A 24,636-nucleotide genomic window follows, 5' to 3' on the forward strand; every position below is an offset into this window, starting at 1 on the left:
GGGAGCCGACCGCCAGGAACCCCGCTAATGACCGAAACCCCGACCGTTCTTTCCCCCACAGCCCAAGCCCCTGTCGAAGGATTGCCGCCGGGCTTCGGCGAAGGCATCGCCGGCAAGGCGGCTTTTTTCATCGCCATCGCCTTCTCCATCTTCCAGATCTACATCGCCGCCTATGGCAGCCTCCCGAGCCAGGTCGTGCGCGCCATGCATGTGGGCTTCCTGCTGCTGCTCGGCTTTGCCCTGATCGCCAATCTGCGCGCCAAAAGCGTCCCGGCGAAAGCAGTGTTCTGGACGCTCGGTGTGCTCGGCTTCGCCACCGGCCTGTACAATTGGGTATTCTACGCCGACCTCATCCGCCGCTCCGGCTTTCTCACCACGCCGGACCTGATCGTCGGCGCGGTGCTGGTGGTGCTGGTCTTCGAGGCGGCGCGGCGGCTGATGGGGCTGCCGCTTGCCGTCATCGCCTTCATCTTTCTCGCCTACGCATTTGCCGGCAATCATCTGCCGCCGCCTTTCATCCATCGCGGCTATGATTTCGCCCAGCTCGTCGACACCTTCGCCTATGGCACGGAAGGCATCTACGGCACGCCGATCTATGTCTCGGCCGCCTACATCTTCATCTTCGTCGTCTTCGCCGCCTTTCTCGAACGCGCCGGCATGATCGCGCTGTTCAACGATTTTGCGCTTGGCCTGGTCGGCTCATGGCGCGGCGGCCCGGCGCAGGTCTGCGTGCTGTCCTCGGCGCTGATGGGCACCATTTCCGGTTCCGGCGTCGCCAATGTGGTGGCAAGCGGCCAGTTCACCATCCCGCTGATGAAGCGCTTCGGCTTCCGCTCGGCCTTCGCCGGAGCCGTCGAGGCGACCTCGTCGATGGGCGGCCAGATCATGCCGCCGGTGATGGGAGCGGTTGCCTTCATCATGGCCGAGACGTTGAACATCCCCTATGCCGCGGTGGTCAAGGCGGCGATCATCCCGGCGCTGCTCTATTTCGGCGCCTGTTTCTGGCAGGTGCACCTGGAGGCCGGCAAGGCCGGCCTGCACGGCATGGCCAAGGCCGACCTGCCCAATCCGTGGGATGCAGTGAGACGACACTGGCCGCTGGTGCTGCCGCTGGCAGCGCTGATCTACCTGCTGTTTGCCGGCTATACACCGGTCTTCGCCGGCACCATGGGCCTGGCCTTGACCATTGTGCTCATCCTCGGCACGCCGCTGGCGGCATTGATCGGGCCGCTTGCCTTCCGCGTCGTCTTCTGGCTGGCGCTCGGGCTTGCCGCCGCTTCCTTCATGAGGTTCGGCGTCAACATCCTCAGCCTGGTTATCGCCGTGCTGGTTATCGCCTGCCTCACCTCCAAGGGCGGGCGCGAGACGCTGCGCATATGCATCGATTCCCTTGCTGAGGGAGCAAAGAACGCGCTGCCGGTCGGCATTGCCTGCGCCATTGTCGGCATCGTCATCGGCACGCTGACGCTCACCGGCATTGCCTCGACCTTCATCGGCTGGATCATCTCGATCGGCGAGAACAATCTGTTCCTGTCGCTGCTTTTGACCATGCTCACCTGCCTGGTGCTCGGCATGGGCATCCCGACCATTCCCAATTACATCATCACCTCCTCGCTAGCCGGGCCGGCATTGTTGTCGCTCGGCGTGCCGCTGGTGGTCAGCCATATGTTCGTCTTCTATTTCGGCATCATGGCCGATCTCACTCCGCCGGTGGCGCTGGCCGCCTTCGCCGCCGCACCCATGGCCAAGGAAAGCGGCCTCAAGATCGGCATCCAGGCCACCAAGCTTGCCATCGCCGGCTTCGTGGTGCCGTTCATGGCGGTCTATACCCCGGCGCTGATGCTGCAGGACCCCGGTCCGATCGCCGCCCAGTTCGGCTATCCCGTCGAGGTCGCCTATATCGTCATCAAAGCCTGCATGGGCATCGTCCTGTGGGGCGCCGCCGCCGTCGGCTTTCTGGCCCGGCGCATGACCTGGTGGGAACGCCTCGTCGCCTTCGCCGCAGGCGTGCTGCTGGTTGCGGCGCTGCCGCTCACCGACGAGGCGGGCTGGGCGCTGTCTCTTGCCTGGATCGGCTGGCACTGCTGGCGTGCGCGGCAGGCGTCGCTGGCCAGTTCGGCATGAGCCTCTGCATCGTCGCAGCCGGCAAGACGGCGACGCTCACTGTGGCCGCCTTCACGCTCGCCTGGACGCATTCGGTGGAGAAGACCCGGTGGCAGGAAGACTGGAAGGTGCTGCCGTCCGGCCTGCAGCTCGTCGAGGCCCGCATCAAGGGCTCTGGGGCCGGTATGGAGCCGCCGCAAGGCTCGGTGCTGCGCGAAGGTTGGTGGATCTATGCGCCCCAGGTCGGGCCACAGCGGCGCCTGGTGCTCGCCGCCTCGGGCGCCACGGGTGAAGGCTGGACGCTGTGCACGGCTCAGGATTGCCGCGAACTTGGCAAGGCGGCAGGCGAGACGATCTCGCTGGAGCCATGCGGGCCGGAGGGCTCCAGCCAGCCGCGGTAGCGGGCGATCATACCGGCAAGCGGATGCGAGATCTCGACATGGAAGCGGAAGCGGCCGTCCTCCACCGTTTCGTAAGAAGTCGAGCGTGGACCGAGCCACATCGGCAGCGGCAGGCCGAAAAGGCTCCAGCGATGCAAGACCAGCGCCAGCCGGCTGTCCTCGGCAACCAGCGCCATCGCGAAGGTCAGCGGGCCGAAGCGTTCGCACAGCAGGCGCTGCGATCGACCCCGGCCTGCGAACTGTACGCTCGAAAAGCTGTGCCTGCCGAATGTCCGTGTCCAGGTCTCGTCGTCCTTGTCGGTGTCGAAGCGGACATGAACCGGGATGTCCCCGCTTGCCCCGGGGAAGCCCACCATCCAGGCCATTAGCCGGCCAAGAACATTGCGCCCGCGCTCCACGCTCGCACGTCCCTCCGCCGTAATCGTACGGTCATGCATTTCACGAATTGCGTCGGGCAGGCCTTGCCAGGCATCGCCGAGCAGCGCGGCATAAAGCGGCTTGTGCTCGTCCGCGGCCCCGCTCCTGAACCCGGTGTAGATCGTCCGCCCGGCGAACAGAGCCTCATAATCCCGGAGTTCCAGATCGCGCACGGCAGCCCGTGCGCCCGGCGCGGGCCTATGTCCGTCCAATGCCTTGCGGACCAACGCTTCGACCGCCATCGACGGGATCAGCGGCCCGTCATTGCCCTCCGCCAGGAGATGCCACGAGCGCTTGGCGGTGGCGCCCGCCCGATCCGATCCCTCCACCTCGACGAACATGCCGCCGCGATGCTCGCCCCGGCGCAGCCGGTTCGTTGCCTGCTGCATCAGCGGCGCCAGCGGCGAAAGCGAACCGATCAATCCGGCGCGCACCAGCCAGGCGAGGCCGATCAGGGCGCGGTGCAGCGTCTCGGGCGCCGGGCCGGCTCCCATCCAGATCGTCCTCGCCTCGGGCCAAAGTTCGGCCAAGGCGCGCAGGTCCGGAACGTCGACCAGCGAGAACAGCGTGTTTCGAAGCGGCCGCCGGCCCGGCGGCGCGATTGTGTAGCGCAGCTGCTCGGTAAACGGATGGCCTTGTTCGGGACGGCCATTACGAACAAGCCGCACCGGCTGACCGGCGTAACCGGCAATGGCGCGAATGACGTTCTCGCCGACTCCGGCAAAGGGCTACGGCGCGATGCCGCCGCGAATGCTGTCTACCGGCGCCAGATCTGACGACAGGTGACGCACCACTGCCGCCGTCAGCACCGGAAAGCTCGACACTCCGGACAGCACAAAGATCCCGGCGTTTCGCGCCGCCTCGTCGAACGTAGAGACACCGGCGACGAAATCCGAGCCGTCGGCAAGATCGAGATAGTTGACGCGCTGAGCGATGCAGGCCTCGATCAGACGATAGCGTCCTTCACCATAGGCCTGGAACGGACCGCTCGCGTCGACCACAATGTTGGGCCGCAGCGCAGCGAACTGCGCGGCGAGATCGCCATCGCGGTCGAACAACGCCGGCACCAGCCGGGCTTCTGTAGGGGCGCGCTTCTTGCAATAGGCATCGGCCCTGGCAAGCGAACGCCCGGCGACGATCAGGATCAGACGCGGCTCGTCCTCAAGCAGCTCGACGATACGGCCACCAAAGGTGCCATAGCCGCCGACTATAAGAACCTTCATTCGCAGTTCCCCCAAAGTGCCGGCGCGCCACCCGCTCGCTACGTCCGGCGAGGGCAACGAACCCTAGCCGATCAACCTTGCCCTGACCTCGGCGGAAGGGATTTCACAGCTGTCCTTTTTGCCAAACAGGGCGTAGCGGTTCTTTGCGATGCGGTCGTAGAGCCAGTCGCGAAGCTGGCGCGGCAACAGCAGCAGGACCCGCGCCGCCCGCCACGGCCAGCCGAGTTCGGCCATGACGGCAACGAAACTGTCCAGGCGGGTGAAAGCGGCGCCATCGACGATGACGAGATTGGTCTCGTAGCTATCCGTCCGCAGCCCGTATTTCTTGAACAGCATCTCGCCGAGCGGCGACTGCGCCGTTACGAAATGGAAGTGGCCCTTGCGGTCGAGCTTCACCACCATGCGCACAAAGCCCGAGCACAACACGCAGACGCCGTCGAACACGATCAACGGGCGACTTGCATCGAATTCCGGCGGTTCAGGAGAATGGTTCGGCTTGACGGTCACGTGGCGCCTGACAGCTGGTGTCAGATGAAACTAGGCCTGCCGGCGGCTGGATCAAAGCCCGGAATGTTAGAACCTTGGCGTTGTCGCACGCCGTCTGTCGGTCAGCGCAGGGCGCTCGGCGCGATAGGTCGTTGACCGGTTGTCGGCGTCAGGCCGGCAGATCCGGCTGTCGTGACGGCTTTCCGTGGTCATCATCAGTGCACGCTGATCCCAAGCGTGTTGCCGCGGCGCGCGCAGGCGGGGCCTGGGCCGCGCATGTAATAGCGCTCGGGCCGATAGGTCGGCGCGACGAATTCGCGGATGGCGGCAGCATAGCCGGCGATTTGATTCCAGAAGCTCATTTTACTCGGTCCCTGTCCCGTTTCGGATGTCCCTTCCGAATTGCGGGGATCATAGCGTCCAGGCGTGAATAGTCGGTGAACGCGATGTTAATCTCTGGTCGAAAATGCCTTTGTTCATGGCTGGAATGCGGCTGATTCGCGGTGTTTCCGTGCAGTCCGTCGGCATTTCGCCTAGTGTGACTTTTGCATCACATATGTTTCGCCTGATGTCGCCGAGGCGCGGGTTTGTTTCACTTTTGCTGCCACCGCGAAATTTCCGTGCACGCGGCCGGAAAACCAGGAACCGGCCCGTCAGCCCGCACGTTGATTTCCCAGTGCGGGACGACCGGTTCCGCAGGCTGCGGTGCTCAGGTTGAGCCGCAGCCCAAAATCCGAAACAGCAAGAGCAATGGAAAGGCAAAAGCCATGGGCTTCTTTTCGAAAGATATCAAAACACTCGACGATCTCTTCGTGCACACGCTGCGCGACATCTACTACGCCGAAAAACAGATCGAGAAATCGCTGCCGAAGATGATCGACAAGGCGACCAATCCGCAGTTGAAAGCCGGCCTGGAGAAGCACCTCGGCCAGACCAAGGGCCATATCGAGCGTGTCGAGCAGGTGTTCGAACTGCATGGCGTGAAGGCCAAGACGGTCAACTGTCCGGCCATCGACGGCATTCTCGAGGAGGCCGATGAAGTCAGCGGCGACATCGACGACAAGGACGTTCTCGATGCCGCCCTGATCGCCTCCGCGCAAGCGGTCGAGCATTATGAGATAACCCGTTACGGCACGCTGATAGCCTGGGCCAAGCAGCTTGGCCGCAGCGACTGCGCCAATGTCCTGGCCAACAATATCAAGGAAGAGCAGGCGACTGACCGCAAGCTCACCGAGATGGCGGAAAGCAAGATCAACCTGCAGGCCGCCGAGTAAGGCCGCGATCGAGTTCAAGGCAAGCCCGGGCCCGAAAGCTTGGGCTTGCCTTTTGCACCGCCGGAACCTGAACGGACTTTGCTCGTTCTCGGTTGAATGTTGTCGCGCAGGGAGTTTGTCATGGCGCCGCGCCCCGCCTGGAGAGGGTATCTCAAGCTTTCGCTGGTCACCTGCGCCGTCGAACTGACCAATGTCGTCACACACGCCGAGAAAGTCTCGTTCCGCGTGCTCAACCGCAAGACCGGCAACACCGTCAAGCGCGTCTATGTCGATTCGGCAGGCGGCAAGCCGCTCGATGAAGGCGACGAGATCAAGGGCTACGAGATCGGCGACGGCGATTTCGTCCAAATCGAGGAGGAGGAGATCGAAGCCGTGCAGATCGAATCCTCGCATACGATGAGCCTCGATGGTTTCGTCGAAAAATCCTCGATCCAGCAGATCTATCTCGATACGCCCTATTATGTGACGCCGGCGGACGACGTTTCGGAAGAGGCCTTCGCCGTCATCCGCGACGCCATGGCCGCCAAGAAGACGGCGGGCCTTGCCCGCATCGTGCTCTACCGCCGCGAACGTCCGGTGGTCATCGAGCCGCTGGGCAAGGGCCTGCTGCTGACGACGCTGCGCTATGGCGACACGGTGCGCAGGCCGGAGATGGTGTTCGGCGACATCAAGCCGGTGAAGACCGACACCGAGATGATCAGGCTAGCCGAGCACATCATCGATGAGAAACAGGCGAAATTCGACCCTTCCGAATTCGAAGACAAATACGAGAACGCGCTGATCGAGCTGGTCCGCGCCAAGAAGGCCGGCAAGAAGGCACCGAAGACCAAGGCAGAGCCGCGGCCCTCCAACGTCGTCAATCTCTTCGATGCACTGAAGAAGAGCCTCTCCTCGGAGGCCGGCGCGCCGCCAAAGGCCGGGCAGCCGGCAAAAGGTGCCAAACCGAAAGCCGCCCGGCGCAAATCGGCTTAGGATCAGCCCATGGTCGGCCTCGAACAATATCACGCCAAGCGCGATTTCAAGAAAACCGCCGAACCGGCCGGCAAGGTTTCGCGCGGCAAGAAAGCCGAGCCGGGTTGCATCTTCGTCATCCACAAGCATGCCGCCACCAGGCTTCATTACGACCTTCGCCTTGAGTATGGCGGCGTGCTGTGGAGCTGGGCGGTGACGCGAGGCCCGAGCCTCGACCCGCACGAGAAGCGGCTCGCCGTGCATGTCGAGGACCACCCAATCGACTATGCGCCGTTCGAAGGCACTATCCCAAAGGGCCAATATGGCGGCGGCTCGGTCATTGTCTGGGACGAGGGCACATGGGTCCCCGAAGGCGACCCGGCAAAGGCGATGAAGAAAGGCCATATCAACTTCGAACTGCACGGCCATAAGCTGCACGGCGCCTGGCATCTGGTGCGGCTGAAGCCGCGCCCCGGCGAAAAGCGCGACAACTGGTTGCTGATCAAGTCCGACGATGCCGCCGCACGTCCCGGCGAGGATATTCTGCAGGAGGCGCCACAATCGGTGAAATCCGGCCTGACCATCGAGGAGGTCGGCGAAGGCAAGACGGCTGATGGCAAGAAGCCGAGGGTCTGGCAATCCAACAGGCCGGCCACCGGCAAGGCGAAGGCCGTGACGGCAAGGCGGCTCGAATTCATCGAACCGGCGCTTGCCACGCTGGAGCGGGACGCCCCGCCCGGCAAGGACTGGCTTCATGAGGTGAAGTTCGACGGCTATCGCATGCAGGCGCAGCTTGCCGGTACAGAGGTGCGGCTTTTGACACGCACCGGCCTCGACTGGACCGACAAATTCGGTGGCGCGATCGTCGCCGCACTCGGGGGCCTGAAATGCACCGACGCCATCATCGACGGCGAAATCGTCGTGCTGGCGGATAACGGCGTCTCGTCTTTCTCGCTGCTGCAGCAAGATCTGTCGGCAGGCCGGACCGATCGTTTCATCTACTACGTCTTCGACCTGTTGCGTCTCGATGGTGAGGACATCCGTTCCGAGCCGCTGGTCGAGCGCAAGGAAAGGCTGCGCAGCCTGCTCGCCGAAGAGGCCGAGGATTCGGCGCTGCGCTTCAGCGAGCACTTTGCCGAGCCCGGCAAGATCATGCTGGAGCATGCTTGCCGCCTGGGGCTCGAAGGCGTCGTCTCCAAGCGCGCCGATGCGCCCTACCGCAGCGGCCGCGTTCCCTCCTGGGTGAAATCGAAATGCACGGCGCGCCAGGAATTCGTCATCGGCGGCTATATGCCGTCGGACAAGACCGGGCGCGGCCTACGCTCGCTGCTGGTCGGCTATCACGAGGGCGGCAAGCTGCGCTATGCCGGCCGCGTCGGCACCGGCTTCACGGCCAAAAGCACCAACGAGCTGAAGAAGAGGCTCGATGCGCTGAAGACGACGACCTCGCCCTTCGACAGGGCGGTGCCAAGGGGCAAGGGGCTGGTCTGGGTCAAGCCCGAACTTGTCGGCGAGGTGGAGTTTCGCAGCTGGACGTCGGACCGTATAATACGCCACGCGTCGTTCCAGGGACTGCGCGAGGACAAGCCGGCGGAGGAAGTCGTGCAGGAGAAACCGAAAGCACGCTCAGCTCCGGCAGAGCAGTCCAAGGCAAAGCCCGCCAAACCCGCCGGGACGGCGAAAACCTCGGTCACGCTGTCTCGCCCGGACAAACTTCTGTGGCCTGAGGAGGAGGTGTCGAAGCAGGATCTGGTCGACCATTACGCGCTGGTCTGGCCGCGCATGAAGCAATTCGTCATCAACCGGCCGCTCAGCCTCGTGCGGGCGCCGGACGGCGTTGGCGGCCAGCGCTTCTTCCAGAAACATGCCTCGGCCGGCATGCACGACAAGATCGCCGTGATGAAGGATCCAACCGACGGCGAGGAGATATTGTTCATTCGCGATTTCGACGGTGTCGTGGCCCTGGTGCAGCTCGGCGTGGTCGAAATCCACATCTGGGGGTGCACCACAGACGAATTGGAGAAGCCCGACCAGATTATCTTCGATCTCGATCCGGACGAGGGCGTCGACGTGAAGGCGGTGCGTGCCGCGGCGCTCGATATCCGCGGCCGGCTCGACGAGCTGTCCCTGCCGAATTTCGTCAAGACGTCAGGCGGCAAGGGCTATCATGTCGTCGTGCCGCTGAAGCCGTCGGCAGGTTGGGACGAGGTAAAGGGCTTCGCCCATGAGTTCGCCCGCGCCCTCGAACAGGCCGCACCCGACCGCTACACGGCGACACTGTCGAAGAAGGCGCGCACCGGCAGGATATTCGTCGACTATCTGCGCAATGGCCGCGGCGCGACCACGGTCGCTCCTTATTCGTCACGCGCCAAGAAGGGCGCCACAGTATCCATGCCGGTGACCTGGGCGGAGATCGAGGCCGGATTGCCGCCGAACGCCTTTCCGATCGGCGACAAGACGACGCTGAAGCGACTCGGACAAGCCGATCCCTGGACGGACTTTTTCAAGCAGGCCAAGCTGCTCAAGCGCGGCTAGCGCATCGAAGCGAGCCGTCAGGCGAGAAATGTCTTCTGGAAGGCCTGCTTGCCTACGGGTGAAAAGATCACGGCACGGCTGTCCTTCTCGCGCCGCGCCCATTTCTCAGCGAGAATCTTATCGAGAATGGCGGCGCCCAGCGTGCCGGCGAGGTGCGAACGCCGCACGCTCCAGTCGAGGCAGGCCCGGCACACCGGTCGCCGCGCCTTGCTCTCGACATCGATGCCGATCGCGGCGAAATGTGAGGCGGCTGACGGCCCAAGTCGGATCTCCTTGTCGTCGCGCAGGAGCACTTGTCGAGCGACAAGACGGTCCAGCATCGCCACCGCCTGCTCACCGGCGAGGTGGTCGTAGCAGACCCGTGCCACGCGCATGGCCGCGTCGCGTGGGCCGGGCCGCACCCGCTGCGGCCCGACAGCAGCAGCGACGCCAGTGATCGCCTCGATCATCTCAGCCACCTGCGGCCCGGCGAGGCCGTAATAGCGGTGCCGTCCCTGGCTCGCCACCGTCAGCAGCCCGCCTTCCATCAATTTCGACAGATGCGAGCTGGCGGTTGGCAGCGACACGCTGGCCTCGAGTGCCAGTTCGCTCGCCGTCAGTGCGGTGCCACCCATCAACGCGGTGAGCATGTTTGCACGCGCCGGATCGCCGACCAGGCTGGCGATGCGGGCTATGTCGGGTCCTTCACGCATTGTTCGTTCCTCATCGAAGCATTCTCGTCAGGTAACCATTATTCTCGGCCCGGATCAAGGAGACGACGATGACAAGAACCATTCTCGACGCCGCGCCCGCCGGCCGCTTCGATCGCCGGCCGTTCATCACCTTGCGCCGCTTGCGGCTGCGGCTCCTGGCGCGGTGGTACGACCGCCATTTGCAGCGACCTCGCCGAGATCGACGATCATCTGCTGCGTGACCTTGGCCTCACTGCCGAAGACGTCCGTCGCGAATGCGCGAAATCCTTCTGGCAAGCCTGACTGCGAGGGAAATTGCCTAGCACATCGATCTTCGGAACGTTTCGACCCAACTCGAACTGTGGTCGCAAGAAACTATCCACACGCCAAGGGGGCGAAAATGACCATTACCTGCTTCATCCGCTATGAGATCGATCCGTTCGGCAAAGCGGCGTTCGAGAAATATGCCCGCAATTGGGGGCAGGCGATCCCGCGCTGCGGCGCCGATCTTATCGGCTATTTCGCGCCGCATGAAGGCTCGGCGACCACGGCCTATGCCGCGTATAATATCGACAGTCTGGCGGCCTACGAAGCCTATCGGGCTCGGCTCGCCGCCGATCCCGCCGGCAAGGCGAATTATGAGTTCGCCCGACGGGAAAGATTCATCCTGAAGGAGGATCGCATCTTCCTCAAGCTGGCCTCCGGGCCCCATGCTCCTTTGGTGAAGCCATGATCGCGGTCATTTTCGAGGTCGAGCCGGCGGCGGGCAAACGCGACGCCTATCTCGGCATCGCCGCCGAGCTGCGGCCGCTGCTCGACGGCATAGACGGTTTTCTGTCGATCGAGCGCTTCCAGAGCCTTGCCGATCCGAACCGCATCCTGTCGCTGTCGTTCTGGCGGGACGAGGAGGCGGTGAAGGCCTGGCGCAACATGGAGGAACATCGGCAGGCGCAGAAGGCCGGGCGCAGCGGCATCTTTGCCGGCTACCGTTTGCGCATCGCCCACGTCATACGCGACTACGGCCTGACTGAACGCGCCGAGGCGCCAGCAGATAGCCGGGCGGTGAATGGGTAGGGACTGCTAGGCATTCCCGATCAGCACCCCTGCCGCAAACACCAGCGCGCCACCCAGCACCACCTGAAAGGCGGCGCGCCAGAATGGCGTCTGCATGTAGCGATTCTGCACGAAGGCGATCGTCCAAAGCTCGAAGAACACCACGACCGCGGCGACAATCGTCGCCGTCCAGAAAAGCGGGATGAGATAGGGCAGCGCGTGGCCGAGCCCGCCCAGCGTCGTCATGACGCCGACGGTCAGCCCGCGTTTTGCCGGCGAGCCGCGGCCGGATAGCTTGCCGTCGTCAGAGGCCACTTCGGTGAAGCCCATCGAGATGCCGGCGCCGATCGAGGCGGCAAGCCCGACCAGAAAGGTCTGGAACGTGTCATGCGTGGCAAAGGCCGCGGCAAAGATCGGTGCGAGCGTCGACACCGAGCCATCCATCAGCCCTGCCAGCCCGGGCTGCACGTAGGTCAGGATGAACTGGCGCTGCTCGGCCGCCGCCTCTTCGTCCTTGACCGCGCCCGGTACATGCTTTTGCTCCAGCCGCTGCGCCAGCGTCTCGTGGCCTTGTTCGGCGACCGCCAGATCGTCGAGCAGCTTTCTCGTCGAGGCATCGCCTGTGCGTTTGGCTGCCTCGACATAGAACAGGTAGGCCTGCCGCTCCATGGCCTCGGCTTGGCTGCGCACATGATCGATGCCGAGCGGCCTCACCAGCCAGTCCGGCTTGCGCTCGTAATAGCCCTTCACATGCTCGCGCCGGATCAGCGGTATGCGCTCGCCGAAACGCTTGCGGTAAAGCTCGATCAGCGAGTCGCGATGGCCGTCCTCTTCCTCCGCCATCTCCTCGAACACCTTGGCCGATTGCGGAAAGCCCTCTGCCAGCCCGTCGGCATAGGCGCGATAAATGCGCCCGTCATCCTCCTCGGAGGAGATGGCGAGCGCCAGGATCTCCTGTTCCGAGAGCGATTCGAAGGGACGGCGGCCAAAGCCGAAAACGCGGGAAAGCATGAGAAATTCACCCTAGTTTAGAAGAGTTCTAAACTAGGGCCTCGCACATCCCCGGTCAATCGTGCGCGCTTCACTCATCTGCTCAAACGTACCGACTTCGAAACCGAACAGGCCGTCGTTGCTATCGGCAAACGTTCACCTATATAACCGAATCTGAACCAAGAGAAAGGAACCCGCAGATGCCGGCAAAACAGCACCCGTTTGATCCCAAGCCCGTTCTCGATCTCATCGCCAACATCGAGGCGGACCTGCAGCGCCTGAAAGGCTTGGTCGAGCTGCAGGTCGAAAAATTCGATCCCGCCAATCCGCATAACAAGGCTCCCGACGGCAAGCTGACAGAGGAGGGCGTCGAATGCTGCTATCGTCTGTTCGACGAGGGCAAGTCGCGCTATTCGGTCGCCCAGCAGATGAAGATCTCCTTCGCCGCCGCCACCCATCGCTTTAACACCTGGCGCAAGATGGGCGGCGCCAAACGGCGAAAAACGCTGTTGGGGTGAGCGGTCGGCGAAGCCGATCATTCGACAACGATTTATCGATTGAAGCGACGAATGCCCGGAGCCATAGCGGAGGGCCGGGGAGGCGGTAGGTGACAGGTGCGCGCCCTTTCCTGCCCAAAGACGAATTGTAACGGTCACATTTTTTCATTGGTGCGCGGCCTCCCTTTCCGTGCACCATAGATGGTCTCATTTCTTGCAGGACCTCGCCATGATCTCTCCAGGCATTGCCGATATCCGCAGCGCAGCAGTCCGATTGTCTGGACTGATTGTCGAAACGCCGCTGATCGAATCACCGGAGCTGAACAAGCGCTTTGGCGCCAGAATTCTGTTCAAGCCCGAGACATTGCAGCGCACCGGCTCGTTTAAGTTCCGCGGCGCCTACAACAAGCTCTCCTCGCTCTCAGCGGAAGAACGCAGTCGTGGCGTCGTCGCCTTCTCGTCGGGCAATCACGCGCAAGGCGTCGCTGCCTCGGCGGCGATGTTCGGCGTCAGAGCCGTTATCGCCATGCCCACCGATGCACCGGCGATGAAGGTCGGCAATGTCAGGAAGATGGGCGCGGAAGTGATCACCTTCGACCGGGTCCGCGACGATCGTACTGCCGTCGTCCGTTCTTACGTGGAAAAGGGCATGGTCCTGGTGCCGCCCTACGACGATCCGGCCATCATCGCGGGCCAAGGCACGATCGGCCTCGAATTGATGGCGCAAGCGAAAGCGCTTGGCGTCAGCCTCGATGCGGTGGTGATTCCCTGTGGCGGTGGCGGCTTGAGCAGCGGCATCTCGATCGCGGTCAAGGACGCCTCGCCGGGCACCGCCGTCTGGGCCGTGGAACCCGAGCATTTCGACGACACAGGCCGCTCGCTGATCAAAGGCGCCAGGGTGTCGAACGAGCCCGGCCATGTCTCGATCTGCGATGCCCTTCTCGTCGCCGAGCCGGGCGCGATCACTTTCGAGATCAACCGCAAGAACCTCGCCGGCGCCATCGCTGTTTCCGACAGGGCGGTGGCCCAGGCGATGCGCGACGCGATGGCTTATCTCAAGCTGGTGGTCGAACCCGGCGGCTGCGTCGGCTTGGCCGCGCTGTCGTCAGGCGAGATCGACCTTGCCGGGAAATACATTGCCGTGGTGCTCTCCGGCGGCAATGTCGATTTCAGCACCTATGCCGAGATCATTGCTGCCGGCTAAGATGGCACCAGTTCCAGGTCATGTGCCGTTTCAAAGTGCTCGAGCGTCCATTGCGCATCCAGTCGAACCGGTACCATTCAAAGACTGAGATCAATGAAACTGTTCTTCAGCCGCAATCCCAATCCTCGCCTGGCGGTCGCGGTGGCACGTTATCTCAACGCGAAGGTCGAGTTTGAATTCGCCTCCCCCTTCGCGCCGGGGCAGGCCGAGCGATTTCGTGCGCTCAATCCGAATCTCTCCTTGCCCATACTTGTTGGCCTGGGGAAGAGCCTCTGGGAGGCCGACGCCATAGCCTGCCGGCTTTCGCGCGACGCGCATTCGGATCTCTGGCGCACCGGCAACGACGAGCCCGAAATGATCCGATGGCTTAGTTGGGGCAAAGAGAACTTCGCAAGAGCCTGCGATGTCGTGCATTTCGAACGCGGGACCAAACAGCGCTATGGGCTCGGCCCGATCGATCAGGCGCGGGTTGAGGAGGGCATGAGGGACTTCAGCACCGCCGCTGCAATACTTGAGGCCGAGCTTTCCGAGCGAGAATGGCTGGTCGGAAATTCGGTTTCCTATGCCGACTTTCGAATGGCGACGTTTCTGCCCTTCAACGATGTCGCCCGATTGCCGCTCGATGATTACCCTTCGGTCAGCCGCTGGTATCGCCAGCTTGAAGAAATCGACGCTTGGCGCGACCCCTTCAAAGGACTCAATGCGCCTGAATTGGCGGCGGTCCCGGGTCAGGCCAAGCCTGCATGAATCTCGATCCGAACGATCGTGCATATCGGCACAACCCGATGCGCTTTCAAAGCGCTGCTTCACGACCCGCCAAGGCGAGACCCCGCCCTTTTCTGTTGATCAAAACGGGAAAAAACGCTAACTGGCTGCCGCGAGGGGCCATGCTGACAGTTGATGAAGTGGGAGCGATCCCGTTGTTTTCGGGTTTGCCGGCGGCCGAGCTGGAGCGGCTGGCGCGGACGGCGGCCGACCTTCATCTCAGCGCCGGAGAGTTCGCGGTTCACGAGGGCGGAGAGGCTGCGCTGTTTGCGGTTCTCGCCGGCAAGATCGAAGTCGTGAAGACTTTCGACGGGATCGAGCGGACGCTCGGCTGGCGTCTGCCGGGAACGATCTTCGGCGAGGTGCCGATTGCGCTGGGCTCGGGTTTTCCAGGCGGCTATCGCGCCGCCGAACCGTCCCGCGTCATGCGCATCGAGGTTCAGCATTATTATTCCATCGCAGCGGTTTCGAAGGACGTCGCCCAGAAGGTCAGCGCGCTTGCCCGTGAGCGGATGGGCGGGCTGCAGAGCATCACCGCCGAGCCGCAGAAGCCGCGCGTGACTTTGGTCGGCCATCGCTGGGACACGGCGTGTGGCGACCTGCGCCGGTTTCTGGCCCGCAACCAGATCTCGTTCACCTGGCTGTTGCCCGACACAGCGGATGCCGAGGCTTTCTGGTCCGCCGCGGGCCGGCCGGCGCACGACGGTCCCGTCGCCCGGCTGGCGGACGGAGAGATCATGGAAAGTCCGGCCGTGCGCGATCTTGCCATTCGCCTCGGGCTGCAGACGCGCCCGCGCGGCACCGAATACGATGTCGCGATCATCGGCGGCGGGCCGGCCGGCCTTGCGGCGGCGGTCTATGGCGCATCCGAGGGGCTGCGTACCATCGTCGTCGAGCGCGAGGCGCCTGGCGGCCAGGCCGGGACATCGTCGCGGATCGAGAACTATCTCGGTTTTCCCAGCGGAATTTCCGGCGACGAACTGGCCAGCCGCGCGCTGCAGCAGGCGCGGCGGCTGGGCGCCGAAATCTTGGTCACCCGCTCGGTCGCCGGCATCGATCCGGCCACGCACGACCTGTTTCTCGACGGCACCGATGTCGTGCGGGCGCGCAGCCTTATCCTTGCGACAGGCGTGACATGGCGCCGGCTCGGCATAGCCGGGTTCGACCGGCTCATCGGCAAGGGTGTCTATTATGGGGCCGCGCGCAGCGAGGCCAACACCACCCATGGGCTGGACGTGTTCCTGATCGGCGCCGGCAACTCGGCCGGCCAGGCGGCGCTGCATTTTTCCGGCCATGCGCGCTCAGTGACGCTGCTCGTGCGCGGCCCCTCCCTTGCAGACAGCATGTCTCACTATTTGATCGAGCAGCTCAGGGCGAAATCAAACGTAAAAGTCCAGCTTCGCTCCGAAGTCCAGGCCGTGCACGGCGAGACTCACCTGACGGCGATCGACATTCTCGATAAGGCCAGCAACGAGGTGAGCCGGCACGATTGCGGCGGGCTGTTCGTTTTCATCGGCGCCAATGCGGAGACCGAGTGGCTGCCGGCCGATGTCGTGCGCGATGCACGCGGCTACGTGCTGACCGGGGACGATGTGAAGAAGGCCGGGGGCTGGTCGCTCGACCGCGACCCCTATCTGCTCGAGACCAGCGCGCCCGGCGTCTTTGCCTGCGGCGACGTGCGCCTGAGCCCGGTCAAGCGGGTTGCGTCAGCGGTCGGCGAGGGCAGCATGGCGATCGCGTTCGTTCACCAATATCTGGCGAATGAAGAGAAGGCGCGCCGCGGCCAAAGCTAGACAGGACCGGCAACGTCCCAAACCGCTGCGCACTTTTGGGCGACATGCATTAATCCAGCGTCCGGCGGAACCGCACCAGTGCTACGCCGGCGAACAGCGCCACGAACACGACCAGCCAGCCGATCTCCGTTGCGACCGCCGGCAGCTCGGCGCCCTTCAGCATCACCGCGCGGATAATGCGCAGGAAATGCGTCAGCGGCAGCACCTCGCCGAAGACCTGCGCCCAGTCCGGCATGCCGCGATAGGGAAACATGAAGCCGGATAGCATGATCGACGGCAGGAAGAAGAAGAAGGTGAGCTGCAGCGCCTGCATCTGCGTGCGGGCGATCGTCGAGATCGTGTAGCCAAGCAGCACCAGCGCCAGGACGAAGATCAGGACCGCCGTCAACAGCAGCGACATCGACCCGGTGAAGGGAATGGCAAACAGCAGCTTCGAGGCCGCCAGCACCACCAGCACCTGCACGGCGCCGACCGCCAGATAGGGCAGTACCTTGCCCAGCATGATCTCGAGCGGGCTGGACGGCATCGCCAGAAGGTTCTCCATCGTGCCGCGCTCGGTCTCGCGCGTCAGCGCGATCGAGGTCATCATCACCATCGTCATCTGCAGGATGACGCCGAGCAGGCCGGGCACGATGTTATATTGCGAGATGCCCTCCGGATTGTAGCGCCGGTGCACCACGACCTGGAGCTGGCCCTTGGCATTTTCGGCCGCCGTCTCCTGCATGCCGCGGGCCCTTAGCAGCGCCTGGTTGGCGACGGTGCCGAGGGTAGAGATGGCGCCGCTGGCGACGGCCGGGTCGGTGGCATCGGCCTCGATCAGGATCTGCGGGCTGTCGCCACGCTCGACCCGCCGGGCAAAATCGGCGGGGATGGTGACGACGAAGGCGACGTCGCCCCGCGCCATCAGGAATTCCGCTTCGGCTGCACTTTGCGCGACACGGTCGAAGCGGTAATAGCCGGTGGTCTGCAACGCCGAAACCATGGCCCGCGTGTAAGGATCGCTGCTCATCGCCACCAAAGCCGCCGGCAGGCTCTTCGGATCGTTGTTGATGGCATAGCCGAACAGCACCAGCTGCATCAGCGGCACCCCCAGCATCATGGCGAAGGTGATGCGGTCGCGCCGCATCTGGATGAACTCCTTGATCAGCAGCGCGCCGAGCCTGGCAAAGGAAAACACGCCGTTTATCCCATTTTTCATCTCATATTGTCCTTCGAGCCGGACATGAACTGGATGAACACGTCCTCCAGGCTGGTCTCGCCGGGGGTCACCGTCACGCCCTTGTGCTCCTTCTCGACATCGGCAAGTGCTGCTTCCAGCCTGTTCTTGTCGGAGCCGACGACATGCAGCGTCGCGCCAAACGGTGCCACCTGGTCGACGCCTGGGCGGCCATGAAGTGCGGCCGCGACCTGGTCGAGCTGCGGCCCCTGCAGGACGAACGTGGTCAGCCCGGCATTCCTCACCACGTCCTCGACCGTGCCGGTGGCCAGCATCTTGCCGTAGGAGATGTAGCTGATGCGGTGGCAGCGCTCGGCCTCGTCCATGTAATGGGTGGAGACCAGCACGGTCAGCCCGCCGCTCGCCAGCCGGTGGATCTCGTCCCAGAATTCGCGCCTGGCTTTCGGGTCGACGCCCGCCGTCGGCTCGTCGAGCAGCAGCAGTTTCGGCTTGTGCATGATGCAGGCGGCCAGCGCCAGCCGCTGTTTCCAGCCGCCGGACAAGGTGCCGGCCAGCTGGTTCCTGCGTGATGTCAGGCCGAGTTCCTCAAGCGTCCTGCCGACATGCTCGTCGAGTGGCTTCAGCCGGTAGAGCCGCGCCACGAATTCGAGGTTCTCGCCGATGGTCAGGTCCTCGTAGAATGAGAATCTCTGCGTCATATAGCCGACTTCGCGCTTGATCCTCAGGCTGTCGGTGCGGATGTTGAAGCCCAGAACCGTGCCTTCGCCTTCATCCGGCGTCAGCAACCCGCACATGATGCGGATGGTCGTCGTCTTGCCCGAGCCGTTCGGGCCGAGAAAACCGACGATCTCGCCTTCGGCCACCGCCATCGTCACATGGTCGACGACGGTGTTGTCGCCGAAGCGCTTGACCAGGCCGTGCACGTCGATGACGTTCATTTTCCGATGTCCGCCAGATCGACGTCGACGATCTGCCCGGGCTGTAATGCGCTGGCGTCGCCCTCCGGCCGGGCCTCGACCAGATAGACCAGCTTTTGCCGGGTTTCGAGCGAGTAGATCACCGGCGGCGTGAATTCCGGATCCGGCGACACATAGCTGACGCGTGCCTTCACGCCCGACCCGCAGCCGTCGCAATGGACGTTGAGCAGCGTGCCGACCTTGACCGACGAGAACGCGCTTTCCGGCACATAGACGCTGAGCTTCACCGCGCCGTCCGGCAGCATCGAAATGACCGGTGCCGTCGGCCCGGCCGTGTCGCCCGGATTGCGGATGACGTCGTTGACACGGCCAGGCGAGGGCGCTGTGAGCACGCGCTTCGACAGCCGCCATTGCGCTTGCTCCAGCGCCGATTGCGCCTGCCTGACCTGATTGTCGGCGGCCTTGATCGTCTCCGGCCGTGCCGGCAGCCCGCCGACCGCGAGATTGGCCTCCGCCTGGCCGACCTGCGCGTTGGCCGTCTCCAGAGCCGCGGAAGCCGTGTCGTAGTCGGCCTGCGTGCCGGTGCCGCGTTTGAACAAATCGCTGGCGCGGGTGTATCTGCGTTTGGAGTCGGCGGCTTGCGCCTTGGCCATGTCGACCTGCGCCTTGAGCACCGCGATCTCTTCCGGCCGTTTGCCGACCTGCAGATCGGCGAGTTGCGCCTGAGCTTGCGCAAGGGCCGCCTCGGCTTGCGCGATGGCGATCTTGGCGTCGGCGTTTTCCAGCGTCACCACCGGCGTGCCGGGCGCGACGCGGTCGCCTCGCTTGACCGCAATCGTCTCGACCTGCGCCACCTCGATCGGCGCGAGCAGCACATAATCGCCCTCGACGTAGCCAACGGCGAGCGGTGCTGCCGGCGCGCAGGCGCTGAAAAGCTGGGCGGCAAGCGGCAAAGAACAGAGCAGGGTCATGATCCACGATCCTTCCGGGCAGCCAAATCGCGCCGAGCCAAAATCGCACCGAGATTATCCGTCACCACCGCCGCGATCTTGCCGGCCTCGTCATTGCCGATCTCGCGCCAGCCCATGCGGCGCATAACCGCCTCGCGGCCGATGCGGAAATAGACGACCTGGCCGATCAGCGTGAACACGGTGAGTTTTGTGCGCTCGCTCTCGGCCGGCTCGCCCGTCGCCTGTTCCCAGATCAGGCAGAGCCGGTTATGCGCCGGTTCGAACACGCCGTCATAGATACGGTCGAGCGCGGCGGTTGGATGCGACAGCTCACGCAGGACGAACTGTACAATCTCGCCGGCCTCCGGCCTTGCCGCGATGAAGGCGACCATCCGCTCCAGTGCGACGGATAAATGTGCCCGCGCAGCCTCGGGATCCGCCAATGCCGCGGCCGGCGCTTGCAGATTGCCGATCGCCTGGCCGGCAATGGTCTGGATGGTGTCGACGATGTAGTCGGCCGCTGCGTTGCGGAGTCCTTCCTTGCCGCCGAAATGATAGGCGATCGAGCCGATATTGGCCTTGGCCTCAGCCGCGATCTGGCGCGTCGACGTGCCGTCGAAACCCTGGCGTCCGAACAGCTTCAGCGCCGCGCGCACGAGTGCCGTCCGCGTCATATCTGCGGCGGTCTTGGGTGCCTCATGAGGAAGGCCACTGGCGCTGGGCGATTTGGTCATGGCCAGCAGTTTAATCAATCGAATGATTAAAGTCAACGGCCGGCGGTCAAGCGGCTTGCCAACTTTGGCCGTGCGCGCTTTAGTGCCCGGCCATGGGCAAGGAAATCGAGCGTAAATTCCTGGTCTCAGGTGCGGAATGGCGGGGAATGGTCGAGGCGGACATCCATATCCGTCAATTCTATCTTGTCGCCGAGCCTACCCGCACGGTGCGTGTGCGCATCAGCAATGACGCCTCCGCCAAGCTGACGCTCAAGTTCGGCAGCCAGGCGCGCGAGCGCGACGAATTCGAATATCCGGTGCCTTTGGCGGAGGCGCAGGAGATGCAGGCCTTTGCCATCGGACGTGTCATCGAGAAGACACGCCACCATGTTAGATACCGCGGCTATCTCTACGAAGTCGATGTCTTCGGCGGGGCGCTTGCGGGGCTGGTGATCGCCGAACTCGAGACGCCGGAGGATGTACCGGACGAAATGCTGCCAGATTGGCTCGGCCGCGAAGTCACCGGCGAGCCGAGATTTTATAACGCGTCGCTCGCCCTTGGGGGGATTCCGGAGATCGTCGCATGAGCTTTCGTATCGATCCGCGCATGTCGCTGACCGGCGAGGTCAGGCGCATCCTCACCGAGGAGGTCGGCAAGGCGCTCGTCCATCTGGACGCGGCGCGTGACCGGCCCGAACAGGCGCTGCACAAGTGCCGCAAGCGGCTGAAGAACGCGCGCGCCCTGCTGCGCCTCGTTCGTTCCGGGGGCGAAACATTCTGCTGGGATGAAAACCAATGCTATCGGGATGTCGCTGCCCAGCTTGCCGGTCCCCGCGAGGCGACCGCGCTGATAGAGACCGTCGACCGGCTCGCAGCAGCCTTCCCGGAACAGAGCGCCGAAGGCCGCCTCGATGCGGTGCGCGACAGGCTGGTCGCCCGCCAGCAGATGCTGCATGCCGGTGCCGATCTCGGTGCTGCGATAGATGCTGCGATCGCCGCTTGCCTGGAGAGCATCAGCCGCATCGACAGGCTCGCGCTGCCCGACCAGCCGGAGCAGGCCGCCGACGTGCTTGCTGAAGGCGCACGCACCACTTTGCGCCGCGCCAGGAAAGCGCTGGACAAGGCCGCTTCGCGCGGCGAAGCCGATGATTTCCACGATCTGCGCAAGGCGGCCAAGACGCATGGCATGCATCTGTCGCTGCTCGGCAGGCTTTGGCCGACGCCGATCAAGACCCGGCGCAAGGCCGTCGACGAATTGGGCGAGCGGCTCGGCGAACTGCACGATGTGCTCGTCATGCGCGCGCTTCTCGCTGCCGACGATCACCCGCTCGGTCCCACTGAAGAGACGCGGGTTCTCGGCAAGCTTCTGAAGCGCTCGGAAAAAAGCCTGAAAAAGACCTGTCTCGCCGAGGCGGCCGAGCTTTTCGGCGACAGCCCGAAGCGCTCGACGAGGAAGCTCGCCCGCAAGGTGCGCGAAGATCTCACAGCTGCGCCGCATGAAGACACCGGAGCGCCCGCCGCCGGCTGATCATAGTCTAAGCTGCCGGCCTGTGCTAATCGCCGTCTGGCATGACCGAGCCCGGCGACACGCTTCTGGACCGACTTGGCCACTGGCTTGCCGGTCGGCTGCAGGAGGAATCGTCCGGCTACGAGCCTTACACGCCGTCCGATGCCGAAACGCTGCGCCGCACGCTCGAACCCGGCGACATCCTGCTCATCGAGGGCAACCAAAAGGTCTCGGCGGCGATCAAATACCTCACCCAGTCGACCTGGTCGCATGCCGCCTTCTATGTCGGCGACGCGTTGCTGGAGCCGGAGGACGGGTCGGAGCGGCGCCGGCTGATCGAGGTCACGCTCGGCGAGGGCTGCATCGCCGTGCCGCTGTCGCGTTATCGCACCTATAATACGCGCATCTGCCGGGCCAGCGGCCTGGCTCCCGAGGATCGCGACATTGTGGTCGCCTTCATGATCGGCAGGCTTGGCTTGAGAATACGATCTCAAGAACATATTCGATATGCTGCGCTACTTCCTGCCGACGCCGCCGGTCCCGGTGCGCTGGCGCCGCCGCATGCTGGCTTTCGGTTCCGGCGACCCGACACGCGCCATCTGCTCTTCGCTGATCGCCGAGCCCATGGCCAGATCCGCTACCCGATCCTGCCCGAGATTACCCGCGCGCCCGGTCGCGCGTCGGCCCAATCGAGCTATTCGCGCAAGGAAATCCTGCACATCCGCCACCACTCGCTCTACACGCCGCGCGATTTCGACCTGTCGCCCTATTTCCGCATCGTCAAGCCGACGCTGGAATACGGCTTCGACTATCGGCAGATGGTCTGGGACGAGAAGCCGAAGATTGCCGATATCGAGACAAAAGCCGCAGAGTAGCGGCTAGCCGACAGAGGCCGCGCCTTTGCGGCAGTGAGTCGGTTGGTGCCCCGTGAGCGGCGTCGCGTGGATGCGGGCTGACCGGCACAGGAAACGGCGCCCCCGTTCATGCAGGCGTCGAAGCCGGATGGCGCCTCACGAGGTCGTTCGAGACTGTTTCGATGATCTCGCCGGAAAGCGTCGGATCGGGCACGACGCGGGAGAGGATGATCGATCCGACCATTTCAGCGAGAATGGCGATCGCGGCACTGCGCTTGGCCTTTCGGTCACTTGCGGGCACTAGTGTGGTGAGCAGCTCGATATAGTTGCCGACGATGCTTCCGAAGAAGGATCGAAGCGCTGGATCGTCGCGCCGGGCCGCATCGGCCGCGAGTGCCGTGAGGCTGCACCCGTGCCCCGGATCATCACGATGATAGTCCGAGACGTAGTACCGCACGAGCGTCTCTAGCGGCGTGTCGGGAGTGGCGTCCATGCGCTGACGGAGATCATCGTTTATGCTGGCATAGGCGCGTTTCACGGCCTGAACGACGAGGTCGTTCTTCGACTTGAACTGTCGGTAGAAACCTCCATGGGTAAGCCCTGCAGCGTGCATCAGGTCGGCGATGCCGATGCCGTCGATCCCTCGTTCGCGCAAGAGCATCGCGGCGGTGTCGATTACCCGCTCGCGATTCTGCTCGACCGTCTCCTTGCGTACCTTCACGACGGCACCCCTCGCTATTGATGATGAGCGACATATAAGACGCGACGCGACGTTTGTCATCCGGCCTCGATGCAAGACACGCGATGGTCGCTTGACAATGATGATGGTTGTCAAATCGCGCGCAACCGATGAAAAGGTTGCGCTCATAACCGGCGCCTGGGGCGGCATCGGGCATGCGGTCGGGCTTGCGCTCATCCGCGCGGGCTATCGGGTATTCGGCACCAGCCGTCGGGCTCCGCCCAATGAGGTACGTCAGGGCATCCAGATGATCCGCTGCGACGTGACTGACGACGCGTCAGTCAAGCATGCGGTCAAGGAGGTCGTCGCTCGTGCAGGTCGGATCGACGTGCTCGTCAACAATGCCGGCCGGAGCTTGATCGGCGGCGCCGAGGAATCATCGGTGGGTCGGGCCCAGAAGCTGTTTGATGTAAATGTCTTCGGCATCCTTCGCATGACCAATGAAGTCCTGTCCATCATGCGCAGCCAGGGCAAGGGCCGGATCATCAACATCAGTTCGGTGGCCGGTTTCCTGCCCGGACCGTTCACGGCTCTCTACAACGCCACCAAACATGCCGTCGAACGCTATTCCGAGTCGCTTGATCACGAACTTCGTACATTGGGGATCCGCGTTTCCGTGGTAGAGCCCGCATTCACTCGCACCGGGCTGGAAGAGAACGCGGAACAACCTGACCGGATTTCGAGCGTCTATGAAAAGGGGCGCACAGCGATGAATTCGACCTGGCGCAAGGGCATCGCAGGCGGCGACCCGGTGGAAGCCGTGGCCGACAAAGTGGTGCAGGCAGCCACCGAAAAGACGCCGCGAATTCGGTACACGCCTGGAAAGACGGCAGGCCGTCTCCGCTTCATGCGACGCTTTGTTCCCGAAAAGTCCTTTGAGAAGAGCTTTCGCAAGCAGATGAACCTGCCTGCTTGATATCTGAATCGCTGCGTCGCCAGGCAACCAAATAAGCGAGAGCCAACGATGAAGTACTATCTAGCCAAGTTTATTCCGCCTCGCTCCGACTTCCTGGCGACGATGAGTGCCGATGAAGGCGAATTGATGAAGCAGCATGGTGCCTTTCTGGATCGGCTCCTCGGCAAGGGGACAATCGTCGCCCATGGCCCGGTGCTCGATCCAGCCGGTGGCTATGGTCTGTCGCTCTACCAGGTCGACGATGACCAGGACATGAGGCGATGACTTCGGAGGATCCCATCATACAGGGCGGCACCGGGCACTATGAGGTTCATCCAATGCTTCATCTAAGGACACGCGGCTAACGCCGTTCGACTGTGCCCTCGTGCATTGTCTAGATGTTTGATCTCAGGTTTTAATGGCGCACCATTGTCGTCCGAATCAAAGGACGCGCTATGGGACAGATTCTACACGGCCGCGCCACGACGACAGAGGCGGTCCGTCGAGCAATACAGCATAGT

27 protein-coding genes and 1 pseudogene are annotated in these 24,636 nt (G+C 63.6%); 16 read left to right on the top strand and 12 right to left on the bottom strand.

The window, feature by feature from the left end; translation table 11 throughout:
* Positions 1-27 precede the first annotated feature (27 nt).
* Together NKJ94_RS24550 and NKJ94_RS24555 are read left to right on the top strand one after the other, a co-directional pair.
* Entirely contained in the window at positions 28-2,124 is a 2,097-nt protein-coding gene (locus NKJ94_RS24550; RefSeq protein WP_352528651.1) for a TRAP transporter permease, read from the top strand.
* Positions 2,121-2,504 (top strand): DUF1850 domain-containing protein, encoded by a 384-nt coding sequence (locus NKJ94_RS24555; RefSeq protein ID WP_352528653.1) that lies wholly within the window; start codon positions 2,121-2,123, stop codon positions 2,502-2,504. The genes NKJ94_RS24550 and NKJ94_RS24555 overlap by 4 nt, the downstream gene beginning before the upstream one ends.
* On the opposite strand, the gene NKJ94_RS24560 is transcribed toward NKJ94_RS24555, so the two are convergent.
* From NKJ94_RS24560 to NKJ94_RS24575, 4 genes are all read right to left on the bottom strand, one after another.
* On the bottom strand, positions 2,417-3,589 hold the full coding sequence (locus NKJ94_RS24560) for a DUF4166 domain-containing protein (protein WP_352528655.1): 1,173 nt from the start codon (positions 3,587-3,589) through the stop codon (positions 2,417-2,419). The two genes, NKJ94_RS24555 and NKJ94_RS24560, sit on opposite strands and share 88 nt — an antisense overlap.
* Before the next feature lie 60 nt (positions 3,590-3,649).
* On the bottom strand, positions 3,650-4,144 hold the full coding sequence (locus NKJ94_RS24565) for a saccharopine dehydrogenase NADP-binding domain-containing protein (protein ID WP_352528657.1): 495 nt from the start codon (positions 4,142-4,144) through the stop codon (positions 3,650-3,652).
* Between the two features lie 63 nt (positions 4,145-4,207).
* A complete protein-coding gene (locus NKJ94_RS24570) occupies positions 4,208-4,651 on the bottom strand; it encodes a thiol-disulfide oxidoreductase DCC family protein (RefSeq protein ID WP_352528659.1) in 444 nt (147 codons plus the stop codon).
* Between the two features lie 194 nt (positions 4,652-4,845).
* Positions 4,846-4,992, bottom strand: coding sequence for a hypothetical protein (locus tag NKJ94_RS24575; protein ID WP_023718851.1), 147 nt, complete (start codon positions 4,990-4,992; stop codon positions 4,846-4,848).
* A 405-nt stretch (positions 4,993-5,397) separates the two neighbouring features.
* On the opposite strand from NKJ94_RS24575, the gene NKJ94_RS24580 reads away from it, so the two are divergent.
* The 3 genes from NKJ94_RS24580 (at position 5,398) to ligD (ending at position 9,390) form a co-directional block, all read left to right on the top strand.
* Positions 5,398-5,904, top strand: a complete 507-nt coding sequence (locus NKJ94_RS24580) for a YciE/YciF ferroxidase family protein (protein WP_352528661.1) — start codon at positions 5,398-5,400, stop codon at positions 5,902-5,904.
* Positions 5,905-6,024: 120 nt separating this feature from the next.
* The gene (gene ku, locus NKJ94_RS24585; RefSeq protein ID WP_352528663.1) at positions 6,025-6,876 is read left to right on the top strand and encodes a non-homologous end joining protein Ku; all 852 of its coding nucleotides are present in this window, start codon (positions 6,025-6,027) and stop codon (positions 6,874-6,876) included.
* 9 nt (positions 6,877-6,885) lie between these two features.
* Complete coding sequence (gene ligD, locus NKJ94_RS24590; RefSeq protein WP_352528665.1) at positions 6,886-9,390, top strand: DNA ligase D; 2,505 nt, start codon at positions 6,886-6,888, stop codon at positions 9,388-9,390.
* A 17-nt stretch (positions 9,391-9,407) separates the two neighbouring features.
* Here the strand turns inward: ligD and NKJ94_RS24595 are convergent, their stop codons facing one another.
* Together NKJ94_RS24595 and NKJ94_RS24600 are read right to left on the bottom strand one after the other, a co-directional pair.
* Entirely contained in the window at positions 9,408-10,082 is a 675-nt protein-coding gene (locus tag NKJ94_RS24595; protein WP_352528667.1) for an ArsR/SmtB family transcription factor, read from the bottom strand.
* 126 nt (positions 10,083-10,208) lie between these two features.
* Positions 10,209-10,358 carry a hypothetical protein gene (locus NKJ94_RS24600; RefSeq protein ID WP_352528669.1) on the bottom strand — a complete coding sequence of 50 codons (150 nt, stop codon included), beginning with the start codon at positions 10,356-10,358 and terminating at the stop codon, positions 10,209-10,211.
* Between the two features lie 103 nt (positions 10,359-10,461).
* Here NKJ94_RS24600 and NKJ94_RS24605 point away from each other — a divergent pair, with 103 nt between their 5' ends.
* A complete protein-coding gene (locus NKJ94_RS24605; protein WP_352528671.1) occupies positions 10,462-10,794 on the top strand; it encodes an NIPSNAP family protein in 333 nt (110 codons plus the stop codon).
* The gene (locus NKJ94_RS24610) at positions 10,791-11,135 is read left to right on the top strand and encodes an antibiotic biosynthesis monooxygenase family protein (protein ID WP_352528673.1); all 345 of its coding nucleotides are present in this window, start codon (positions 10,791-10,793) and stop codon (positions 11,133-11,135) included. Before NKJ94_RS24605 ends, NKJ94_RS24610 begins: the two co-directional genes overlap by 4 nt.
* Positions 11,136-11,141: 6 nt before the next feature.
* On the opposite strand, the gene mbfA is transcribed toward NKJ94_RS24610, so the two are convergent.
* A complete protein-coding gene (gene mbfA, locus NKJ94_RS24615) occupies positions 11,142-12,125 on the bottom strand; it encodes an iron exporter MbfA (RefSeq protein WP_352528675.1) in 984 nt (327 codons plus the stop codon).
* A 179-nt stretch (positions 12,126-12,304) separates the two neighbouring features.
* On the opposite strand from mbfA, the gene NKJ94_RS24620 reads away from it, so the two are divergent.
* The 4 genes from NKJ94_RS24620 to NKJ94_RS24635 all read left to right on the top strand — a co-directional run bounded on the left by NKJ94_RS24620 (position 12,305) and on the right by NKJ94_RS24635 (position 16,363).
* Positions 12,305-12,622, top strand: a complete 318-nt coding sequence (locus NKJ94_RS24620; RefSeq protein WP_352528677.1) for a hypothetical protein — start codon at positions 12,305-12,307, stop codon at positions 12,620-12,622.
* 208 nt (positions 12,623-12,830) lie between these two features.
* A complete protein-coding gene (locus NKJ94_RS24625) occupies positions 12,831-13,805 on the top strand; it encodes a threonine/serine dehydratase family protein (RefSeq protein ID WP_352528679.1) in 975 nt (324 codons plus the stop codon).
* Positions 13,806-13,898: 93 nt separating this feature from the next.
* Positions 13,899-14,552: a glutathione S-transferase family protein gene (locus NKJ94_RS24630; protein ID WP_352528681.1), complete on the top strand. Its 654-nt coding sequence runs from the start codon at positions 13,899-13,901 to the stop codon at positions 14,550-14,552.
* 140 nt (positions 14,553-14,692) lie between these two features.
* Positions 14,693-16,363 (top strand): FAD-dependent oxidoreductase, encoded by a 1,671-nt coding sequence (locus NKJ94_RS24635; protein WP_352528683.1) that lies wholly within the window; start codon positions 14,693-14,695, stop codon positions 16,361-16,363.
* 49 nt (positions 16,364-16,412) lie between these two features.
* Here NKJ94_RS24635 and NKJ94_RS24640 read toward each other — a convergent pair whose 3' ends face one another.
* Genes NKJ94_RS24640 through NKJ94_RS24655 form a run of 4 tightly spaced genes read right to left on the bottom strand, consistent with a single transcriptional unit; the run spans position 16,413 to position 20,141 of the window.
* The gene (locus NKJ94_RS24640) at positions 16,413-17,549 is read right to left on the bottom strand and encodes an ABC transporter permease (RefSeq protein WP_352528706.1); all 1,137 of its coding nucleotides are present in this window, start codon (positions 17,547-17,549) and stop codon (positions 16,413-16,415) included.
* An 8-nt stretch (positions 17,550-17,557) separates the two neighbouring features.
* A complete protein-coding gene (locus NKJ94_RS24645) occupies positions 17,558-18,478 on the bottom strand; it encodes an ABC transporter ATP-binding protein (RefSeq protein ID WP_352528685.1) in 921 nt (306 codons plus the stop codon).
* Complete coding sequence (locus tag NKJ94_RS24650) at positions 18,475-19,428, bottom strand: HlyD family secretion protein (RefSeq protein WP_352528686.1); 954 nt, start codon at positions 19,426-19,428, stop codon at positions 18,475-18,477. The genes NKJ94_RS24645 and NKJ94_RS24650 overlap by 4 nt, the downstream gene beginning before the upstream one ends.
* Positions 19,425-20,141, bottom strand: a complete 717-nt coding sequence (locus tag NKJ94_RS24655) for a CerR family C-terminal domain-containing protein (RefSeq protein WP_352528687.1) — start codon at positions 20,139-20,141, stop codon at positions 19,425-19,427. Before NKJ94_RS24655 ends, NKJ94_RS24650 begins: the two co-directional genes overlap by 4 nt.
* A 92-nt stretch (positions 20,142-20,233) precedes the next feature.
* Here NKJ94_RS24655 and NKJ94_RS24660 point away from each other — a divergent pair, with 92 nt between their 5' ends.
* From NKJ94_RS24660 to NKJ94_RS24670, 3 genes and pseudogenes are all read left to right on the top strand, one after another.
* Complete coding sequence (locus NKJ94_RS24660; protein ID WP_352528688.1) at positions 20,234-20,707, top strand: CYTH domain-containing protein; 474 nt, start codon at positions 20,234-20,236, stop codon at positions 20,705-20,707.
* A complete protein-coding gene (locus NKJ94_RS24665) occupies positions 20,704-21,648 on the top strand; it encodes a CHAD domain-containing protein (protein WP_352528689.1) in 945 nt (314 codons plus the stop codon). Before NKJ94_RS24660 ends, NKJ94_RS24665 begins: the two co-directional genes overlap by 4 nt.
* Before the next feature lie 41 nt (positions 21,649-21,689).
* Positions 21,690-22,502, top strand: a pseudogene (locus tag NKJ94_RS24670) (C40 family peptidase).
* A 106-nt stretch (positions 22,503-22,608) separates the two neighbouring features.
* On the opposite strand, the gene NKJ94_RS24675 reads toward NKJ94_RS24670, so the two are convergent.
* Positions 22,609-23,202: a TetR/AcrR family transcriptional regulator gene (locus NKJ94_RS24675; protein ID WP_352528690.1), complete on the bottom strand. Its 594-nt coding sequence runs from the start codon at positions 23,200-23,202 to the stop codon at positions 22,609-22,611.
* A 97-nt stretch (positions 23,203-23,299) separates the two neighbouring features.
* Between NKJ94_RS24675 and NKJ94_RS24680 the strand changes: the two genes are divergently transcribed.
* Together NKJ94_RS24680 and NKJ94_RS24685 are read left to right on the top strand one after the other, a co-directional pair.
* Positions 23,300-24,136: an oxidoreductase gene (locus NKJ94_RS24680; RefSeq protein ID WP_352528692.1), complete on the top strand. Its 837-nt coding sequence runs from the start codon at positions 23,300-23,302 to the stop codon at positions 24,134-24,136.
* A 48-nt stretch (positions 24,137-24,184) separates the two neighbouring features.
* Entirely contained in the window at positions 24,185-24,400 is a 216-nt protein-coding gene (locus tag NKJ94_RS24685) for a YciI family protein (protein WP_352528694.1), read from the top strand.
* Positions 24,401-24,636 lie beyond the last annotated feature (236 nt).

Origin of the sequence: Mesorhizobium sp. M0060, assembly GCF_040323155.1 — a bacterium.
In the GTDB taxonomy this organism is placed as follows: domain Bacteria; phylum Pseudomonadota; class Alphaproteobacteria; order Rhizobiales; family Rhizobiaceae; genus Mesorhizobium.

Bases quoted from the DNA above. Each gene is read 5' to 3' on its own strand.
- NKJ94_RS24550 (WP_352528651.1), top strand. From the start codon at position 28: ATGACCGAAACCCCGACCGTTCTTTCCCCCACAGCCCAAGCCCCTGTC.
- NKJ94_RS24555 (WP_352528653.1), top strand. From the start codon at position 2,121: ATGAGCCTCTGCATCGTCGCAGCCGGCAAGACGGCGACGCTCACTGTG.
- NKJ94_RS24565 (WP_352528657.1), bottom strand. From the start codon at position 4,144: ATGAAGGTTCTTATAGTCGGCGGCTATGGCACCTTTGGTGGCCGTATC.
- NKJ94_RS24575 (WP_023718851.1), bottom strand. From the start codon at position 4,992: ATGAGCTTCTGGAATCAAATCGCCGGCTATGCTGCCGCCATCCGCGAA.
- NKJ94_RS24580 (WP_352528661.1), top strand. From the start codon at position 5,398: ATGGGCTTCTTTTCGAAAGATATCAAAACACTCGACGATCTCTTCGTG.
- ku (WP_352528663.1), top strand. From the start codon at position 6,025: ATGGCGCCGCGCCCCGCCTGGAGAGGGTATCTCAAGCTTTCGCTGGTC.
- ligD (WP_352528665.1), top strand. From the start codon at position 6,886: ATGGTCGGCCTCGAACAATATCACGCCAAGCGCGATTTCAAGAAAACC.
- NKJ94_RS24595 (WP_352528667.1), bottom strand. From the start codon at position 10,082: ATGCGTGAAGGACCCGACATAGCCCGCATCGCCAGCCTGGTCGGCGAT.
- NKJ94_RS24605 (WP_352528671.1), top strand. From the start codon at position 10,462: ATGACCATTACCTGCTTCATCCGCTATGAGATCGATCCGTTCGGCAAA.
- NKJ94_RS24610 (WP_352528673.1), top strand. From the start codon at position 10,791: ATGATCGCGGTCATTTTCGAGGTCGAGCCGGCGGCGGGCAAACGCGAC.
- mbfA (WP_352528675.1), bottom strand. From the start codon at position 12,125: ATGCTTTCCCGCGTTTTCGGCTTTGGCCGCCGTCCCTTCGAATCGCTC.
- NKJ94_RS24620 (WP_352528677.1), top strand. From the start codon at position 12,305: ATGCCGGCAAAACAGCACCCGTTTGATCCCAAGCCCGTTCTCGATCTC.
- NKJ94_RS24625 (WP_352528679.1), top strand. From the start codon at position 12,831: ATGATCTCTCCAGGCATTGCCGATATCCGCAGCGCAGCAGTCCGATTG.
- NKJ94_RS24630 (WP_352528681.1), top strand. From the start codon at position 13,899: ATGAAACTGTTCTTCAGCCGCAATCCCAATCCTCGCCTGGCGGTCGCG.
- NKJ94_RS24635 (WP_352528683.1), top strand. From the start codon at position 14,693: ATGCTGACAGTTGATGAAGTGGGAGCGATCCCGTTGTTTTCGGGTTTG.
- NKJ94_RS24645 (WP_352528685.1), bottom strand. From the start codon at position 18,478: ATGAACGTCATCGACGTGCACGGCCTGGTCAAGCGCTTCGGCGACAAC.
- NKJ94_RS24650 (WP_352528686.1), bottom strand. From the start codon at position 19,428: ATGACCCTGCTCTGTTCTTTGCCGCTTGCCGCCCAGCTTTTCAGCGCC.
- NKJ94_RS24655 (WP_352528687.1), bottom strand. From the start codon at position 20,141: ATGACCAAATCGCCCAGCGCCAGTGGCCTTCCTCATGAGGCACCCAAG.
- NKJ94_RS24660 (WP_352528688.1), top strand. From the start codon at position 20,234: ATGGGCAAGGAAATCGAGCGTAAATTCCTGGTCTCAGGTGCGGAATGG.
- NKJ94_RS24665 (WP_352528689.1), top strand. From the start codon at position 20,704: ATGAGCTTTCGTATCGATCCGCGCATGTCGCTGACCGGCGAGGTCAGG.
- NKJ94_RS24680 (WP_352528692.1), top strand. From the start codon at position 23,300: ATGATGATGGTTGTCAAATCGCGCGCAACCGATGAAAAGGTTGCGCTC.
- NKJ94_RS24685 (WP_352528694.1), top strand. From the start codon at position 24,185: ATGAAGTACTATCTAGCCAAGTTTATTCCGCCTCGCTCCGACTTCCTG.